Source organism: Mesorhizobium sp. M1027, from assembly GCF_040318745.1.
GTDB lineage: Bacteria > Pseudomonadota > Alphaproteobacteria > Rhizobiales > Rhizobiaceae > Mesorhizobium.
The window spans coordinates 292195-310671 of the sequence record NZ_JAMYMW010000006.1 but is presented as its reverse complement, the minus strand read 5'-3'; the positions used below and the strand labels follow the sequence as shown (position 1 = coordinate 310671).

The window sequence follows — 18477 nt, the reverse complement described above, 5'->3', positions numbered from 1 at the left end:
TCAATCGTCATTCGCCGCGTTCAACTCCTCCGGCCGCAACCCCTCATCGACATGGCGGGGCCAGGGCAGAAAATCCTTCTCGAAGGTCTCGTTGCTGAAATAAGCCAGCGCCCGGTGCGCCTCGGCGCCGTTGAAAGCCGCCTTGTCCATCAAATGAGCGATGACCTCATGGGCCTGCGCCAGCTTTTGCCTGAGTTCCGCGACGGTCTTTTCCGGCATGATCTTTGTTCTCCCGCCTTTGTGCCTGAGCAAGTGGCGTTGCGCTCTTAGATTAGTTTCCATCCATAAACGGCAACTGTTTGATTTTGTTTAGTGAATCGTAGCTTTGCGCGAGCGAGGCCCGGCGGTTTCAGGTATCTTGGATCATGCCACTGAGTCCAAATCCCTGCCACCGCCGGAGCCGACAATGCGCCAAGAACGCACCGTCCAAGCCAATATATTCGATGTTTTCGCCACGCACGAGATCGGCCACGAGTTGAAGGCGATGTCGCGATGGCTGGACGAGCATCGCAATCTGCTTGGCTTGGTGGCCCGCGATTTGGTCCGGGTCGGCGTCAAGGCTACGGGACGGCAGGGCCTGCCGGCCGAAGCGGTGTTGCGCTGCGCGATCCTCAAGCAGTACCGGCAACTAAGCTACCAGGAGCTGGCGTTCCATCTTGAGGACTCCGCCTCGTTTCGCGCCTTTGCCCGCCTGCCATGGTCGTGGAGCCCACAGAAGTCGGTGCTGCAAAAGACGATCAGCGCGATCCGGCCCGAGACCTGGGAGGCGATCAATCGGACGCTGCTGTCGAGCGCGCGGCAAGCGAGGCTGGAAGATGGCGCGGTGGTGCGGCTGGACAGCACCGTGACCTCGGCACTCATACACGAGCCGAGCGACAGCAGCCTGCTTTGGGATGCTGTGCGGGTCATGGTGCGCCTGCTGAAGCGGGCCGATACCTTGGTCGGCGGCTCCGGCTCATCATGGTGCGATCATTGCCGCGCAGCCAAGAAGCGCAACCGCAAAATCCAGTTCACGCGCGGTCGGCCCAATCGGGTCCAACTCTACCGCGAGCTGATCGCAATCACCCGCGCGACCTTGGCCTATCTGAAGCAGACGAGCGAGCGACTGGTAGTGGCGAGCACTCCGTCCATCGCACTGTGGCAGGCTCAGGTTCGTCACTTTCGGCCGCTGATCGAACGCATCATCAGACAGAGCGAGCGGCGGGTGTTGGCCGGCGAGCCGGTGCCAGCCGGCGAGAAGTTGGTCAGCCTGTTCGAATCGCATGCCGATATCATCGTCAAAGGCAGTCGCGACACCGAGTACGGCCACAAACTCAACCTGACCACCGGCAGGAGCGGCATGATCCTCGATCTGGTGATCGAGAAAGGCAACCCGGCCGACAGCGACCGCTTGCTGCCGATGCTGGAGCGTCACATCGACCTCTATGGTCAAGCGCCGCGGCAAGCGGCGGCCGATGGCGGCTTCGCCACCCGCGACAACCTGGCCACAGCGAAGGCGTGGGGCGTCTCCGACATGGCCTTCCATAAGAAGGCCGGCCTCAGGATCGAGGACATGGTCAGAAGCAAGTGGGTCTATCGCAAGCTCCGCAACTTCCGCGCCGGCATCGAAGCCGGCATCTCTTGCCTCAAACGCGCTTACGGCCTGGCACGCTGCACCTGGCGCGGGCTTGACCACTTCAAGGCCTACGTCTGGTCCTCGGTCGTGGCCTACAACCTCGTCCTCTTCACTCGTCTCAAGTCAACCTGATTCCGCGCAAGGTATCGCGCTTGCGTCGCGCCGGCCATTTGCCGGCCCTCATGGCGTGCGCCTGATGTGCCGATGACATCATTTTCTCGACAATCAGCGCTCCTAACCCTGACTATGTCCGTCAAAAGGCCTATCCAGTACGGCACAAGCCATTGTAAACGCTGCAAAATGCGCTCGTTTGTGGACGGAAACTAGCTAGCGACTGATCGGCGCGTGGCAAAGGTGTCGCTGATTGGGTCGGTGGCCACGGCCGAAAGGTCTATCGCGCCGCAGAGGGAAAATGAAACACGTCAGGATGGAGCTTGGCGGTTAGTCGCCGCTGGTCATCTTCGATGATGCGTATATCGAAGACGCGGTGAGCCCCGTGATTCCAACATTTCAAACTGCGTCACTTTTGCGACACACATTTCAGCAGTCGGCCCATTTTGGCGCAAACTATCCCCTCCCTGTTGCTACGAATCGTGCAAGTCCTTGATCATGCGCACCGGCGCGTGGTCGAGGAGTCCGCTGTGGAGGCGCCGACGAAAAAAGTTATTTCGGCTGTAAAACGCGGAAACGCATTTTCCAGTCAATGAACCAACGCAAATACGACCGCTCTAAACGGGAAGTCGCTTAACACAAACGGGAGGAACCAATCGTGAAAGATATCGTGAACCCTGTGAGCCGCCGGGCATTTCTCAAAACCGGCGCGACGCTTGCCGCAGGCATCGTTGCCGGCATGCCACTCTCGCAAGCGATCTGGGCAGCCGAGGGCAAGGTGCTGAAGGTGGGTTGGAGAATTAACCCCGCGACGTTTGATCCAGGGTTTTACGTTCTAAACCACGAAGTAGATGTCATGAGCTGCATCTATTCGAAGCTCACGCGCTACAAGCCGGGTTCCCAATGGGGGTGGGAACTGGAAGCGGCAGAAAAAATCGAAAAGGTCGATCCCACCCATATCCGCTTCCGTCTTAAGAAGGGCATCAAGTTCACCGGAGGCCACGGAGAGTTGACTGCTAGGGACGTCAAATTCTCGTTCGAGCGCGTGATCAAGCGCAATTCGCCAGTGAAGTCCGATTGGGGTTCGCTCGATCATGTCGATATTGAAGATGACTATACAGGCATGATCGTGCTGAAGACGCCGTATGCGCCGCTCTGGTTGATCTCGCTTCCCTTTGGGGTTGGGCATATCCTTTCCGAAGATGCGGTGACAAAGGCAACCAAGGACGGCGGTACTTTTGGTACGAAACCGCCTGCTTTCTCCGGCCCGTATGTGCTCGCAGACTGGAAGCCGAACCAGTATACGGTCTTGACGCGCAATCCGGAGTGGTCCGGCCCGATGCCGGGCTTTGACGAAATCCGCCTCCTGTCGATTCCCGACGCCAAGGCGCGGGAACGCGCCTATCAGGCGGGCGACGTCGATTTCACTGATATCGGTCTGGATTCGCTTGCGACTTTCAAGAACGATCCGCCCGTCGACACGAAGGTCGAGGAATACCAAGATCTCGGTTTCACCTGGATCGGTATGAACCTAGATCACCCGAAGCTGAAGGACATCAATGTCCGGAAGGCAATCCAATGGGCGATCAATGTGCCACAGATCCTTGATGCCGCTTATTCGGGTCAAGCAGCCCCATCAACAGGGATCATTCCTCCAGGTATGATCGGGCACCGCGACACGGGCCTTGTGCCGCCGGAAGGCGATGTTGAGAAAGCCAAGGAGTTTCTGGAGAAGGCCGGTGTGGCCGGTCTGGCCCTTACGATCGACTGCCTGAATGATAGTACGTCTTCGACTATAGCCCAGGCAGTTCAGGCGCAATTGTCGCAGATCGGCATTTCCCTTGAGATCAATCTCCAAGATTCCGGCTCGTTCTGGACGCTCGGCGTAGAAACTGAAGGCGAGCGCTGGAAAGATCTGCAGCTTATCTTGGAGCCATACGCCTCGTTGCCGGATCCGTATTATCCGACGTCTTGGTTCGTGCAATCTCTAGTCGGTACGGCTTCGAATTGGGAGCGCTTCCGCAGCGAACGCTATGATCAACTGGCCGCAGAGGCGGTCACGATGGACGACCCGAATGCGCGGGCGAAGCTGTACCATGAGATGCAGGATCTTATGGAGGATTCTGGCGCCTATCGGTTCCTGACCCACGGGGGAACGGCGATCGTGTATCGTACCACAAGAATGCAGACCGCCACCCGCCCGGACGGTTACCCACTGTACCTCGACTTCAAGACCGTTTAGAGGCGCCGGGAACGTGTGGCTCTATCTTCTCAAAAGGATTGCTCTCGCGATCGCAATTATTGCGATCGCGGTGACGCTTCTGTTCCTGATGATCAGAGCAGTACCCGGCGATCCTGCGGCGGTTCTGCTCGGACCACGGGCAACTCCGGAAATGAAGGCGCAACTCTACGAGAAGATGGGACTGGACAAGCCGTTCATCATGCAGATCGCTACCTTCTTCGGCGGGCTGCTCCATGGCAATCTCGGTTTTGATGTATTCAGCCAGCGACCTGTTGCGGACATTGTTTTCGAGCAGCTGCCCTATACGATCGAGCTGATTATCATCTCGATCTTATGGGCCGTCGCGATTGCGGTTCCACTCGGCTGCTACTCGGCGATGCGGCGCAACTCCCTGATCGACCAGGTGGCCGGCATCGTGACAGTCGCCACGATCGCAATTCCTTCCTTCGTCGTGGCGGTCTACGCGCTCCTGATTTTTGCGGTGACCCTGCGATGGTTGCCAGCTATCGGAGCCGGCAATGGCTTGTGGGATGGACTTGTCCATCTCATCCTCCCAGGCTTTGCCATAGGTATTGGCTGGGTCGGCTACATTTCCCGACTGATCCGGGCGTCCATGCTTGAGATCCTTAGTGAAAACCACATACGGATGGCCCGCTCTTTCGGGATCTCGGAATGGCGCATCGTTGCGCGCTACGCGCTGCCGCTCGCGATCCTGCCGACCGTAACCATACTCGGGGTAGGCATAGGTTGGCTGCTTTCGTCCGCCGTCTTTATCGAGGTGGTCTTCGCGAGACCTGGCATCGGCGCACTGATCGTGAATGCGGTTAATGCGCGCAACTATCCGATTGTGATGGGCACCGTGCTCGTCACCACGTTTGTAATCGTTGCTGCCACGACCTTCTCGGATCTTGTCAATGCATTCCTCGATCCGCGAACCCGGGAAAAGCTCTGACATGGTGATCGCTGAAGCCATCCGTCCGGAACCCAACGATACGATGGCTACCGGCGCCTTTCGCACCTTTTTGCGGCAATTTCGCAAAAAACGCCTGGGCATACTCGGAGCAGTGCTTGTCATACTCATAGCAACAATCGCGATCTTCGCCCCGCTGATGATCACGCACGATCCGACCCGGATCATGGTCGGGCCGCGTCTGGCCGCACCTTCAATGGATTTTCTACTGGGTACGGACCAATTGGGCCGCGACACGTTTTCTCGCGTAGTCATGGGCGGCCGCATCCCCCTCCTCGTTGCTTTCGCCTCTCTCGGCAGTTCGCTGGCAGTCGGCCTCGTACTTGGTTTGATTGCAGGGTTCGGTCCTCGCTGGATCGACAATGCGCTCCTGCTTTTCTTCGATACAATACGTTCGTTTCCCGGCATCATTTTCGCGTTGGCCATGATCGCGCTTCTGGGACCAAGCTTGGCGAGTGTCATTCTAGTCATCTCAATAACGTCTATGCCCATTTACGCACGCGTCGTGCGCACCCAGACAGAAGCGCTGCGTAGTAGTGAGTACATCGCCGCAGAGCGTAGTATGGGCGCCGGCACGACGCGCATTCTCGTCGTGCACGTACTGCCCAATGTTCTCGGCCCGCTTCTCATTCTGGTGAGCATGGACGTTCCGGCCGTCATCGCCGTAGAGGCGGGTCTCAGCTTTCTCGGCATGGGCGTGCGCCCACCAACGCCCGATTGGGGAGCTATCCTCAACGATGGCTATAACTATATCGATAGAACACCTTGGCTGGTCATCGCCGGCGGCATTCCCATCGTCCTCGCAACGCTTGGCTTCACGTTTCTGGGTGAGGCGCTGCGCGACATATTCGATCCGAAATTGCGGAAAGACCTATGAGACGCGACGATTCGATATCCCATACGTCCGCCCGGCCGCTTCTTGAGATCCGTGACCTAAATCTCGATTTCGGCACACCGAGTGGACGCGTCCATGCCCTGCGTAACGTTTCTCTCGACGTCCCGGCCGCACAGGTGATTGGCATAGTCGGCGAAAGCGGATCTGGGAAGTCGACGCTCGCCTATGCAGTGATGGGCCTGCTTCCAGAAAATGCAGATGTGACATCCGGCAGCATTCTATTCGAAGGTAAAGACCTGCTCAAAATGCCCGCTCAGGCGCGTCGGAACCTGCTCGGCGATCGTCTCTCCATGATCTTTCAGGATCCGATGACCGCACTCAATCCGGTGCGGACCATCGAGAGCCAGATGATCGATATCCAGCACCACGATCAAGGAAGCCGGAGCGAAAAGCGCATTCGTGCCCTCGAAATGCTTCACCGGGTGGGAATTCCGGATCCCCAAAGCCGTATCGGCGCCTATCCGCATCACTTCTCTGGCGGCATGCGTCAGCGCGTTTGCATTGCCATGGCGCTTCTTGTGAAACCAGCGCTCCTCGTCGCCGACGAGCCAACCACTGCGCTCGATGCAACGCTGGAAGTGCAGATCATCCATCTTCTCAAAGAACTGCAAAAGGAGATCGGCTGCTCGGTCTTGTTCGTCTCCCACCACCTCGGCGCGGTAGCTGAGTTGTGCGACCGGGTCGCCGTCATGTATGCGGGCGAAGTGGTGGAGGCGGGAGCTGTCCGGGACATCTTCCACAATCCTGCTCATCCATATACGCGCGCGCTACTTGAGTGCGATCCAGGGCGGGTCAAAAAAAGCACGCGCACTTTGCCGACCATTCCGGGCGAGGTGCCCAGTCTCCTCGGCAGCAGGAACGGATGTATCTTCCGCGCCCGGTGCCCCCAAGCATTCAATCGCTGTCTGCAAGAGAACCCGGTCGAGTACCGCATCGGCGTGGACCAAGTCGCCCGATGCCATCTCCTCGACGAGGAGCGGTTGGTTTCGGCATGAGCGCGCTGCTTCGGGTTGAGGACCTGCGGGTCCGCTTCCGCACCATGGGTCCGCTGAAGGCGCTCGCAACCGGGACGAAAGCCCCTTTCATCGACGCGGTATGCGGTGTGTCCTTTGAAATCCGCAAGGGCGAGACACTCGCCCTTGTCGGTGAAAGCGGCTCAGGCAAATCCACCATCGCGCGCACGATAATCGGCTTGCAGCGGGCCGTGAGCGGCAGCATCAGCTTCGACGGACAGGAAATTGAGGAGCTCAGCGGGGCCGAACGCAAGCCCTACTTGCGGCGCATGGCGATGATGTTCCAGGATCCCGTCGGCTCACTCTCGCCGAGGCTGACCGTTCGATCGCTCCTGACAGAGCCTTTTCGCATCCATGGATTAAAGCGTCGCGATGCCAGAGGCGAAGCGGAGCGCCTGCTGCGCATGGTCGGCTTGCCGGCGGATTTTGCTCGCCGCTATCCCCATCAGCTTTCCGGAGGTCAGGCCAGGCGCGTTGGTATCGCGCGTGCTCTTGCCCTGAACCCGGACTTGATCATTGCCGATGAGCCGACCGCAGGCCTCGACGTCTCAGTGCAAGGCGAGGTGCTCAATCTTCTCGCGCGGCTTCAAGACGAACTCGGCACGGCGATCCTCATCATCACGCACAATCTTAACGTTGTCCGCCACATGACCGATCGCATGGCGATCATGTATCTCGGCCGCTTTATTGAGGTCGGCTCGACCGAGCGTACTTTTGAGCACCCGCGTCATCCCTACACGGAGGCGCTGCTTGCGGCCAATCCGGAGCCCGACCCGGATGCGGTGCTGAACCGGATAGAGCTCAAGGGTGACGTGCCGAGCCTGTTGCGCCGGCCATCCGGCTGCGAGTTTCACACCCGTTGTCGTTACGCGCAGGATATCTGCAGCCGCGTCTTTCCCGAACCTTCAACAAACCCGGATGACGCGGATCACAGCTTCAAATGCCATTTCCCGCTGGAGCGCGAAACCGCGATGCCGTTTGAGCAGAGACGGCTGTCTTTAGCTGGGCCAACCATGAAATGACTTAGTCATCCATTGCTCCTCCCAGACCATGCGAAGAAGATAGAAGAAACAAAGGAAGTGAGACTGAGTGAATACATAAAGTGCGATGACATCGGTGCGCTCGTGCGCGCGGGCAAAGTGGACGCGACATCCGCGAAATCGATGCGCCTGGCCCGCGCGGCGCACGACGAGGTCAATCCGCGGATCAACGTCGTTATCGAGTTCTACGAAGATGCTACTTTCGTCGCCCCCGCGCAGACGGGGCATTTTTGGCGTGCCATTCCTTCGCAAGAATCTCGGAGCTACCGAAGCCGGTCGTTTTCAAGAGAAAGGAAGCTGATTGTTTAAAGGCTACCGTTCAAATGCCGACAGCTTCTTTTTTCGTCGCGCCCGGGCTGGAGGGCTAAGGACTCTCGGCCGCTCTACAGGCGGCTCGTCTGCGGGACCCGCAGCGGCGGTGGCCGCTGGCATCGTTCCGATTGCACAAGCCAGCGACCGTAGCGACTCAATTCGTTTTTCGGCATCCTGGTGCGGCCTCGTCGGGCTGCTCCCGTCCCGCGGACGCATTTCCGGTGGCCCGGACCGTCCGGATCAAATCGATTGGTCTTACTCGAGACTTAACCGGCGCCGCTCGACGGCGAGGCTCCGATGCCGGGGGTTCTATTCGCAACCAACGCAGCATACTGCGGCTTGTCTGCTTGAACCCTCGCATCTTCGGCGGCCCGAAGCCAGGAAGATTCCGGCGTTAGCACCTGGATCGGCTATCAGGTCGCTGAAACACACGCACCGTGCACTCTTCATGAGTCCCATGAACCGCCCCTACTTGGAAAGGCCCGCCGCATGACGCTCTCCTCGATCGCCAATCCCGACCTCGTCACCCTGTTCGACAACAAGCCGCGCTGGAACCTGCCCGACCACCGCCGCAGTGGCTTCCACAACCTCCACACCACGATGCGCTATGCCTTTTCGATACGCGCCCCCCGCGTCTTGCCACTCCGGAAGGAGGTCGACTGGACCATTGGCGAACGGCCTGAGGTCGCACGTTTCCTCGCCATGCCACATTTCTCGGCCTTCGTCGTGGTGCGCGACGATCGCGTCCTCTACGAGGCCTACGCGCCGGACTTCGGGCCCGACAGGCCGCATCCCATCATGTCTATCACGAAGACGACGCTTAACCTGATACTCGGTCGCGCGGTGGCTGACGGCCTCGTCAATCTCGACGCGCGAGTAGGCACCTATCTGCCGGAGATCGGTACCGGCTATGCCGAGGCTACCGTCAAGGCGGTCGCCGACATGAACGTCGCCAACGACTTCAGTGAGGACTACAGCGACCCCTACGCAGGGGCCTACGACTGGGAGCCTGCCTACGGCTGGCGCCTGCCGCTGGATGGTCAGAAGGAAGGGACGACCCGCTCCTTCATCTGCGGCATCACCGGCGGTGACCTGGCGAATCGCACCGGAGAGATGCTGTATAAGTCAACCAACACCGATGTGCTCGGCTGGATCATCGAGCGCGTCAGCGGCCGGGCTCTGCGCGACTGGCTGATCGAGATCGTTGAGGCGGCGGGCCTCGAGGGATGCTTCCATATCACCTGCGACCGCAAGGGTGTGCCGCTGCTCTGCGGCGGGGCCTGCCTCGCCGCCCGCGATCTCGCGCGCTACGGGCTGCTCTTCGCGCGCAAGGGCGAGGGCATCGACGGTCGCCGCGTCGGCGATGCCGCTTTCATCGAAGAAACACGCCGCAATCCAGGCCCTGTCTACTCGAAGACGCGTGACTGGACGCGCTATAGCCGCCACGTGAACACCGACGGCACCTTCCTTGGCCACGGCGGCTACGGCGGCCAGTACATGCTCGCGAACCCTGACACCGGCAACGTCGTCGTCTACTTTGGCGTGCTCGAGAACAAGAGTGCCTCCGACCCCGACTTCAGTGATCCCCTGGTGAAGATGATGGCCGAGCTCGCTGCAGAATGATGAGCTGGTCGCCGGCCGCTTCGTCATTAAATCTTTGCGCGATACGCGCTGCCGCTCGCGATTCTGCCATCCCCGCGGCCCGTGTCGGTTTTGTCGTGGGCCAAAATCGGCACTGTGATGTCGTCGCCGGTTAGCCGGCGGGATTCTGTCACGTGTCAGCATAACCGGCGGTCCAATACTCGCTGCGCAATCATTATTAGGGTCCCTCGGTCTACCTCGACCTCATGTCTCTGCCCAAGCTTAATCCGAGCGAACCGCTCTGGTACGGACCCGTATGCCGGGCAGTGTGGGAGTAGCCACGCTGTAAGGCGCGCTCGATCCGGAGCAATCGTCAGTCTCACAGGCCTTAGACAGCACAATATCCGCGATCGGCTGTGACTGCTGAGGCACCTGAAATAGGGTGGCTGTGGCGTGTATTCGGCCTAGTCTAGTTTCCATCCATAAACGGCAACTGTTTGATTTTGTTTAGTGAATCGTAGCTTTGCGCGAGCGAGGCCCGGCGGTTTCAGGTATCTTGGATCATGCCACTGAGTCCAAATCCCTGCCACCGCCGGAGCCGACAATGCGCCAAGAACGCACCGTCCAAGCCAATATATTCGATGTTTTCGCCACGCACGAGATCGGCCACGAGTTGAAGGCGATGTCGCGATGGCTGGACGAGCATCGCAATCTGCTTGGCTTGGTGGCCCGCGATTTGGTCCGGGTCGGCGTCAAGGCTACGGGACGGCAGGGCCTGCCGGCCGAAGCGGTGTTGCGCTGCGCGATCCTCAAGCAGTACCGGCAACTAAGCTACCAGGAGCTGGCGTTCCATCTTGAGGACTCCGCCTCGTTTCGCGCCTTTGCCCGCCTGCCATGGTCGTGGAGCCCACAGAAGTCGGTGCTGCAAAAGACGATCAGCGCGATCCGGCCCGAGACCTGGGAGGCGATCAATCGGACGCTGCTGTCGAGCGCGCGGCAAGCGAGGCTGGAAGATGGCGCGGTGGTGCGGCTGGACAGCACCGTGACCTCGGCACTCATACACGAGCCGAGCGACAGCAGCCTGCTTTGGGATGCTGTGCGGGTCATGGTGCGCCTGCTGAAGCGGGCCGATACCTTGGTCGGCGGCTCCGGCTCATCATGGTGCGATCATTGCCGCGCAGCCAAGAAGCGCAACCGCAAAATCCAGTTCACGCGCGGTCGGCCCAATCGGGTCCAACTCTACCGCGAGCTGATCGCAATCACCCGCGCGACCTTGGCCTATCTGAAGCAGACGAGCGAGCGACTGGTAGTGGCGAGCACTCCGTCCATCGCACTGTGGCAGGCTCAGGTTCGTCACTTTCGGCCGCTGATCGAACGCATCATCAGACAGAGCGAGCGGCGGGTGTTGGCCGGCGAGCCGGTGCCAGCCGGCGAGAAGTTGGTCAGCCTGTTCGAATCGCATGCCGATATCATCGTCAAAGGCAGTCGCGACACCGAGTACGGCCACAAACTCAACCTGACCACCGGCAGGAGCGGCATGATCCTCGATCTGGTGATCGAGAAAGGCAACCCGGCCGACAGCGACCGCTTGCTGCCGATGCTGGAGCGTCACATCGACCTCTATGGTCAAGCGCCGCGGCAAGCGGCGGCCGATGGCGGCTTCGCCACCCGCGACAACCTGGCCACAGCGAAGGCGTGGGGCGTCTCCGACATGGCCTTCCATAAGAAGGCCGGCCTCAGGATCGAGGACATGGTCAGAAGCAAGTGGGTCTATCGCAAGCTCCGCAACTTCCGCGCCGGCATCGAAGCCGGCATCTCTTGCCTCAAACGCGCTTACGGCCTGGCACGCTGCACCTGGCGCGGGCTTGACCACTTCAAGGCCTACGTCTGGTCCTCGGTCGTGGCCTACAACCTCGTCCTCTTCACTCGTCTCAAGTCAACCTGATTCCGCGCAAGGTATCGCGCTTGCGTCGCGCCGGCCATTTGCCGGCCCTCATGGCGTGCGCCTGATGTGCCGATGACATCATTTTCTCGACAATCAGCGCTCCTAACCCTGACTATGTCCGTCAAAAGGCCTATCCAGTACGGCACAAGCCATTGTAAACGCTGCAAAATGCGCTCGTTTGTGGACGGAAACTAGATTAGCGAGGTAGCGCGTTCCGCTCTTACATTAGCAAGGTAGCGCGTTCCACGCTGGCGGCAAACAGGATGCTTTTTCTCGACTCTTTGGCCGTTTCGTGCCAATCCCGCGCCATGGCGCTCGACATCAAGATATGCGGGTTGAAGACCGACAAGGCACTGGCTGCGGCATTGGCCGGCGGCGCCAGCCATGTCGGCTTCATTTTCTTTGCCAAAAGCCCGCGCTATGTCGAGCCGGCGGAAGCCGGCCGCCTGCGCGAAGCGACGCGCGGCAAGGCCAAGGCGGTCGCCGTGACGGTCGACGCCAGCGATGCGTTCCTGGACGAGATCGTCGAAAAGATGCAGCCCGACATGCTGCAGCTTCACGGCGCCGAGCCCCCCGAGCGGGTGGCAGAGGTGAAGGCCCGCTACGGTTTGCCGGTGATGAAGGCGCTGCCGGTCAGTGAGGCTGCCGATCTCGCGCGGGTCAAACCCTTCATCGGCATTGCCGACCGCTTCCTGTTCGATGCCAAGCCGCCTAAGGGTTCGGAATTGCCGGGCGGCAACGGTCTTGCCTTCGACTGGCGCATTCTGGCTGGCCTTGACGCCGGCGTTGATTACATGCTTTCCGGTGGGCTCAATGCCGGCAATATCGGCGACGCCTTTCGGCTGGCGAACCCGCCCGGAATAGATGTTTCCTCGGGCGTGGAGAGCGCGCCGGGCGTCAAGGAACCGGCGCTGATCGAACAATTTTTCCGCGCCGTCGGGGCAGCACGCGACAACCGCGCCGCCTGACCACGCTTCAAACCTCAGACCAGGAGATCGGCGATGGACAAGCCGGCGATACCGAATTCCTTCCGCACCGGCCCCGATGAGCAGGGCATGTTCGGCATTTTTGGCGGTCGTTTCGTTGCCGAAACGCTGATGCCGCTGATCCTCGAGCTGGAGCGGCACTGGAACGAGGTCAAGAACGACCCGAATTTCAAGGCCGAACTGACCGATCTCTCGACGCATTACGCCGGGCGGCCGTCGAAGCTCTATTTCGCCGAAGGCCTGACCAGGCATCTTCGTGAGGTGTCCTTGGCAAAGGGCGTCGGGGGCGGCGCAAAGGTCTATTTCAAGCGCGAGGACCTGAACCACACCGGCTCGCACAAGATCAACAACTGCCTCGGCCAGATCCTGCTCGCCAAGCGCATGGGCAAGACGAGGATCATCGCAGAGACCGGCGCCGGCCAGCATGGCGTCGCTTCCGCCACGGTCGCGGCGCGCTTCGGGCTTCCTTGTATCGTCTATATGGGCGCGACCGATGTCGCCCGGCAAAGCCCCAACGTCTTTCGCATGAAGCTTCTGGGCGCCGAGGTGCGGCCGGTGACGGCCGGCCACGGCACGCTGAAGGATGCCATGAACGAGGCCCTGCGCGACTGGGTGACCAACGTCGACGATACCTATTACCTGATCGGCACCGCCGCCGGCCCGCACCCCTATCCGGAGTTGGTGCGCGACTTCCAGTCGGTGATCGGCACCGAGGCGCGCGCCCAGATCCTCGAGCAGGAAGGCCGGCTGCCGGACACCATCATCGCTTGTGTCGGCGGCGGTTCCAACGCTATCGGCCTGTTCCATCCCTTCCTCGATGACAGTGAGGTGCGCATCATCGGCGTAGAAGCCGGAGGCCGCGGCCTCGACGGCATCGAGCATTGCGCCTCGATGAGTGCCGGCGCGCCCGGCGTGCTGCATGGCAACCGTACCTACCTCCTGCAGAACGCCGACGGCCAGATCATGGACGGCCACTCGATCTCGGCCGGCCTCGACTATCCCGGCGTCGGGCCGGAGCACTCATGGCTACGCGATTCCGGCCGCGTCGACTACGTGCCGATCCTCGACAGCGAGGCGCTGGAGGCGTTCCAGTTGACGACACGCGTCGAGGGCATCATTCCTGCGCTTGAATCGGCCCATGCCATCGCACAGGCGGTGAAGATCGTGCCTGACATGGACAGGGACCAGATCGTCATCGTCAACCTGTCCGGCCGCGGCGACAAGGACGTGCATTCGGTGGCCAACATGCTGGGCATGGAGATCTGATCATGGCCACCCGTATCGACCGCCGCATGGCAAAGCTGAAGGCCGAGGGCCGACCGGCACTCGTAACCTATTTCATGGGTGGCGACCCTGACTACGACACGTCGCTTTCGATCATGAAGGCGCTGCCCGGCGCCGGCAGCGACATCATCGAGCTCGGCATGCCGTTTTCCGATCCGATGGCCGACGGCCCGGCGATCCAGGCGGCCGGCCTGCGGGCGCTGAAGGGCGGCCAGACACTGGCCAAGACACTGAAGATGGCCTCGGAATTCCGCGCCGGCGACAGTGAAACGCCGATCGTCTTGATGGGCTATTACAATCCGATCTACATCTACGGCGTCGAGCGCTTCCTGAGCGACGCGCTGGCCAGCGGCATAGACGGGCTGATCGTCGTCGACCTGCCGCCGGAGATGGACGAGGAACTTTGTATCCCGGCACTCAAGGCCGGCATCAATTTCATCCGGCTGGCGACGCCGACCACCGACGACAAGCGCCTGCCCAAGGTGCTGCAGAACACCTCCGGCTTCGTCTATTATGTGTCGATGACCGGTATCACCGGTTCGGCGCTGGCCGACACCGGCAAGGTAGCGGCAGCTGTCAAGCGCATCAAGAGCCATACCGACCTGCCGGTCTGCGTCGGCTTCGGCGTCAAGACAGCAGAGCAGGCGCGCATCATCGGCGCGTCGGCCGACGGCGTCGTTGTCGGCACCGCGATTGTCAATGCCGTCGCCAACGTGCTCGGGCCGAAGGGCGAAAAGACCGCCGATCCGGCCGAGGCCGTCGCCACGCTGGTCAGCGGGCTTTCGCAAGGGGTTCGCGCGGCTCGCCTTGCTGCCGCCGAATAATCTTCCTACGTCTTCTTAAGGACAGGAGCCGAAGCGATGAACTGGATCACCAATTACGTCCGTCCGAAGATCAATTCGATGCTCGGCCGCCGCACCGACATGCCGGAAAACCTGTGGATCAAGGATCCCGAGACCGGCGAAATGGTGTTCCATAAGGATCTGGAGCAGAACCAGTTCGTCATCCCGTCCTCCGGCCACCATATGAAGATATCGGCTAAGGAACGGCTGAAATTCTTCCTCGACGACGGCAAATACGAGACGCTGGAAAACCCCAAGGTCGTTCAGGATCCGCTCAAGTTCCGCGACGAGAAGCGCTACGCAGACCGGCTGAAGGATGCCAAAGCCAAGACCGGCATGGAAGACGCCATCATCAATGCGCTGGGCACGGTCGAAGGCGTGCCGGTGGTGGTGACGGTGCAGGATTTTGCCTTCATGGGCGGCTCGCTCGGCATGGCGGCAGGTGACGCCATCGTGCATGGTTTCGAGGTCGCCTTGCAGCGCAAGCGGCCGCTGATCCTGTTTGCGGCCTCCGGCGGCGCCCGTATGCAGGAAGGCATCCTGTCGCTGATGCAGTTGCCGCGGACCACGGTCGGCGTCGACAGGCTGAAGGAGGCCGGCCTGCCCTACATCGTCGTCCTGACCAACCCGACGACCGGCGGCGTCACCGCCTCCTACGCCATGCTGGGTGACGTGCATATTGCCGAGCCAGGCGCGCTGATCGGCTTTGCCGGACCGCGTGTCATCGAGCAGACGATCAGGGAAAAACTGCCCGAAGGCTTCCAGCGCGCCGAATATCTGATGGAACACGGCATGGTCGACATGGTGGTGTCACGGCTGGAGATGCGCCAGACGATTGCGCGGCTGCTGAGAATGCTGCTCAAGCTGCCGGAAGAGCAAAAACCGCAGGAGCCGGAGATCCTGCCGCCGTCGGTGATTCCGGCCGAAGCCCGGCCGCACGCCTGACGCGACAGCCCGCGGCGCGAGCGGCTGTTGTGTGCCGTTGCGCACGCGCCTAGGATTCTCCCATGACCACGCTTGCCGCGGACCGCGAAATCGAAAGCCTGATGGCGCTTCACCCGAAGGGCTTCGACCTTTCGCTCGACCGCATTTCGCGGCTGCTCGAACGCCTCGGCAATCCGCAGGACCAGCTGCCGCCGGTCATCCACATCGCCGGCACCAATGGCAAGGGCTCCTGTGCCGCCTTTTCACGGGCGCTGCTCGAAGCAGCCGACTACCGCGTCCACGTCCACACTTCGCCACACTTAGTGAACTGGCACGAGCGCTACCGGCTGGCCGCCGATGGCGGCGGCAGGCTGGTTGACGACAAGGTCTTCGCCGAAGCCATCGCCCGGGTCGCCGAGGCCAATCAAGGCCAGAAGATCACCGTCTTCGAAATTCTCACCGCCGTCACCTTCCTGCTGTTTTCCGAACATCCGGCCGATGCCGTCATCCTCGAGGTCGGCCTTGGCGGCCGCTTCGACGCCACCAACGTCATCGCCGAGCCGGCCGTGTCGGTGATCATGCCGGTCTCGCTCGACCACGAAGCCTATCTCGGCGACCGCGTCGAGCTGATCGCCGCCGAAAAGGCCGGCATCATCAAGCGCGGGTGCCCGGTCGTCATCGGCGCGCAGGAAAGCGAGACGGCCCAGCAGGTGCTCATCGAAACCGCCGAACGGCTCGACTGCCCCGCCTTCGTCTATGGCCAGGATTTCCTTGCCTATGAGGAAAACGGCCGCATGGTCTATCAGGACGAAGATGGATTGATGGATCTGCCGCCGCCGCGCCTGCCGGGGCGCCATCAATTCGCCAACGCGGCGGCGGCGATCGCGGCGGTCAAGGCGGCCGGCTTCGAGATCAGCCACCGCGCCGCCGAGAAGGCGATGGCGAATGTCGCCTGGCCGGGCCGCATGCAAAAGCTGCCGCAAGGCCGGCTGAGCGAACTGGCGCCGAAGGGCGCCGACATCTGGCTCGACGGCGGCCATAATCCCGGCGCAGGCGTGGTCGTCGCTGAGGCGCTGGCGGAGCAGGAGGAAAAGAACCCGCGGCCGCTGTTCCTGATCTCGGGCATGATCAACACCAAGGACCAGAGCGGCTATTTCCGGGCCTTCAAAGGGCTGGTGCGGCACGTCTACACCGTGCCGGTGAGTCTGAGCGACGCCGGCGTGCCAAACGACGAACTGGCGACCCGCGCCATTGAGGCAGGCTTGTCGGCCGAACCGGTTAGTTCCGTTGCAAGCGCACTGATGCTGCTGCGCGACACATGGGACGGACCGCCGCCACGGATCCTGATCGGCGGATCGCTTTACCTGGCCGGCGGGGTACTGGCCGAAAACGGCACGCCGCCAACCTGAGGCGTGCGTTCGCCCGGGCCGCGATGGCGCCACACCTGTCAGATCACCGCGAGGAGCCAGTCATGATCAAGGTAAAGCAGCTCGCACACGTTTGCATTTTCGCGAATGACCTGGAGATGACGCGACGCTTCTATCGGGACGTCCTCGGCATGGACACCCAGTTCAATTTCCTGCGCGACGGGAAGACTTTCGGCTTCTACCTCAATTGCGGCAGCCGTAGCCATGTCGAGGTGTTCCAGAAAGACGGCGCAAGCTATAGCGACTTGAACCAGATCAACCACTTCTGCCTCGAAGTGGAAAACATCGACGCCGCGATCGCCCATCTGAGGTCAAAGGGGGTCGATGTCACTTCCAAGAAACGCGCGTGCGATGACACCTACCAGGCTTGGATCCGCGACCCCAACGGCGTGAAGATAGAACTGTTCGAATACACTGAGAAAAGCGCACAATTCGTCGGCGGCGATCGTATCGCGGATTGGTGAATAGCGCCGCGCCGGACAATTGTAGCGGCGCAGCCGGTGGTTGGTGGACTACTTCAGTTCGACCTCGATGAAGGCGAATTCGCTATCGTTTGCGCTGATCACGTCATGTTCGACGCCCTCGTTGCGGAAATACGGCGCGCCCTTCTTCATCTCGGCGAAGGATTCGCCATCCTTGGTCAGGAGCTTCACCTTGCCGTCGGTCAGCGGCACGATCACATAGTCGTGGCCGTGGCGGTGCCAGCCGGTGTTGTCGCCGGGAGCGAAGCGGTATTCGGTGACAATGACGCGCTCATTGTCGATGAAGACGGTGGCCTTGGCGGATCCGGTCATATCGCTTCTCCTTTGTATTCAGAAGAGAAGAATACCGGGCGGCAAGCCGCGAGTGCCAGAGCGCCCCACCAATGACGCCAGCAAAAGAAAGCCCGGCACAAGGCCGGGCTTTCTGCAAAATTTTGATCGGATCAGGCGAGGCTGCCGTTGATCCAATGCGACAATGCCGTTTTCGGCGCAGCACCGACCTTCATGTCGGCGACTTCGCCGCCCTTGAAGATCATCAGCGTCGGGATCGAGCGCACGCCGAACTGCGCGGCCAGCTCAGGATTCTCGTCTATGTTGAGCTTGGCGATCTTTATCTTGCTGCCGAGTTCGATGGCGATGTCCTCGAGCGCCGGGGCGATCATCTTGCACGGGCCGCACCATTCCGCCCAGAAATCGACCACGACCGGCTCCTTGGCATTGAGCACGTCGGCCTGGAAATTGCTCTTGTCGACCTTGACGGTGGCCATGCTGAGATCCTTTCGATTTGTTCGTCGCACCAAATGTGGTG

The 18477-nt window shown here is 60.9% G+C and carries 19 protein-coding genes; 16 read left to right on the top strand and 3 right to left on the bottom strand.

Annotated features, from left to right (window positions below; genetic code table 11):
- Positions 1–219 carry a hypothetical protein gene (locus tag NKH50_RS14405; RefSeq protein ID WP_254815955.1) on the bottom strand — a complete coding sequence of 73 codons (219 nt, stop codon included), beginning with the start codon at positions 217–219 and terminating at the stop codon, positions 1–3.
- 187 nt (positions 220–406) lie between these two features.
- Between NKH50_RS14405 and NKH50_RS14400 the strand changes: the two genes are divergently transcribed.
- The 16 genes from NKH50_RS14400 to NKH50_RS14325 all read left to right on the top strand — a co-directional run bounded on the left by NKH50_RS14400 (position 407) and on the right by NKH50_RS14325 (position 17651).
- Positions 407–1747 (top strand): ISNCY family transposase, encoded by a 1341-nt coding sequence (locus NKH50_RS14400; RefSeq protein WP_352480272.1) that lies wholly within the window; start codon positions 407–409, stop codon positions 1745–1747.
- 637 nt (positions 1748–2384) lie between these two features.
- A complete protein-coding gene (locus NKH50_RS14395) occupies positions 2385–3968 on the top strand; it encodes an ABC transporter substrate-binding protein (protein WP_352879456.1) in 1584 nt (527 codons plus the stop codon).
- A gap of 13 nt (positions 3969–3981) precedes the next feature.
- On the top strand, positions 3982–4920 hold the full coding sequence (locus tag NKH50_RS14390; protein WP_352879454.1) for an ABC transporter permease: 939 nt from the start codon (positions 3982–3984) through the stop codon (positions 4918–4920).
- Between the two features lies 1 nt (position 4921).
- Positions 4922–5815, top strand: a complete 894-nt coding sequence (locus NKH50_RS14385) for an ABC transporter permease (RefSeq protein ID WP_352879452.1) — start codon at positions 4922–4924, stop codon at positions 5813–5815.
- A complete protein-coding gene (locus tag NKH50_RS14380; protein WP_352879450.1) occupies positions 5812–6828 on the top strand; it encodes an ABC transporter ATP-binding protein in 1017 nt (338 codons plus the stop codon). Before NKH50_RS14385 ends, NKH50_RS14380 begins: the two co-directional genes overlap by 4 nt.
- Positions 6825–7868 (top strand): ABC transporter ATP-binding protein, encoded by a 1044-nt coding sequence (locus NKH50_RS14375; RefSeq protein ID WP_352879448.1) that lies wholly within the window; start codon positions 6825–6827, stop codon positions 7866–7868. The genes NKH50_RS14380 and NKH50_RS14375 overlap by 4 nt, the downstream gene beginning before the upstream one ends.
- A gap of 12 nt (positions 7869–7880) precedes the next feature.
- A complete protein-coding gene (locus NKH50_RS14370; protein WP_352879446.1) occupies positions 7881–8195 on the top strand; it encodes a hypothetical protein in 315 nt (104 codons plus the stop codon).
- A 109-nt stretch (positions 8196–8304) separates the two neighbouring features.
- Positions 8305–8691: an amidase family protein gene (locus NKH50_RS29000; protein ID WP_502906868.1), complete on the top strand. Its 387-nt coding sequence runs from the start codon at positions 8305–8307 to the stop codon at positions 8689–8691.
- Positions 8688–9821 carry a serine hydrolase domain-containing protein gene (locus NKH50_RS14360; RefSeq protein WP_352879444.1) on the top strand — a complete coding sequence of 378 codons (1134 nt, stop codon included), beginning with the start codon at positions 8688–8690 and terminating at the stop codon, positions 9819–9821. Before NKH50_RS29000 ends, NKH50_RS14360 begins: the two co-directional genes overlap by 4 nt.
- Before the next feature lie 562 nt (positions 9822–10383).
- Positions 10384–11724, top strand: a complete 1341-nt coding sequence (locus NKH50_RS14355; protein ID WP_352480272.1) for an ISNCY family transposase — start codon at positions 10384–10386, stop codon at positions 11722–11724.
- Between the two features lie 308 nt (positions 11725–12032).
- Complete coding sequence (locus tag NKH50_RS14350) at positions 12033–12692, top strand: phosphoribosylanthranilate isomerase (protein WP_352879513.1); 660 nt, start codon at positions 12033–12035, stop codon at positions 12690–12692.
- A gap of 33 nt (positions 12693–12725) precedes the next feature.
- A complete protein-coding gene (trpB, locus tag NKH50_RS14345) occupies positions 12726–13976 on the top strand; it encodes a tryptophan synthase subunit beta (protein WP_352879442.1) in 1251 nt (416 codons plus the stop codon).
- A 2-nt stretch (positions 13977–13978) separates the two neighbouring features.
- On the top strand, positions 13979–14818 hold the full coding sequence (trpA, locus tag NKH50_RS14340; protein WP_352879440.1) for a tryptophan synthase subunit alpha: 840 nt from the start codon (positions 13979–13981) through the stop codon (positions 14816–14818).
- A 36-nt stretch (positions 14819–14854) separates the two neighbouring features.
- Positions 14855–15781 (top strand): acetyl-CoA carboxylase, carboxyltransferase subunit beta, encoded by a 927-nt coding sequence (gene accD / locus NKH50_RS14335; RefSeq protein WP_352480200.1) that lies wholly within the window; start codon positions 14855–14857, stop codon positions 15779–15781.
- Between the two features lie 62 nt (positions 15782–15843).
- Positions 15844–17169, top strand: a complete 1326-nt coding sequence (locus NKH50_RS14330; protein WP_352686530.1) for a bifunctional folylpolyglutamate synthase/dihydrofolate synthase — start codon at positions 15844–15846, stop codon at positions 17167–17169.
- A gap of 62 nt (positions 17170–17231) precedes the next feature.
- A complete protein-coding gene (locus tag NKH50_RS14325) occupies positions 17232–17651 on the top strand; it encodes a VOC family protein (protein ID WP_352879438.1) in 420 nt (139 codons plus the stop codon).
- Positions 17652–17699: 48 nt separating this feature from the next.
- Here NKH50_RS14325 and NKH50_RS14320 read toward each other — a convergent pair whose 3' ends face one another.
- Both NKH50_RS14320 and trxA read right to left on the bottom strand, forming a co-directional pair.
- Positions 17700–17981 (bottom strand): cupin domain-containing protein, encoded by a 282-nt coding sequence (locus tag NKH50_RS14320; RefSeq protein ID WP_352879436.1) that lies wholly within the window; start codon positions 17979–17981, stop codon positions 17700–17702.
- Between the two features lie 131 nt (positions 17982–18112).
- Positions 18113–18436 (bottom strand): thioredoxin, encoded by a 324-nt coding sequence (gene trxA / locus NKH50_RS14315; protein ID WP_023677558.1) that lies wholly within the window; start codon positions 18434–18436, stop codon positions 18113–18115.
- Positions 18437–18477 lie beyond the last annotated feature (41 nt).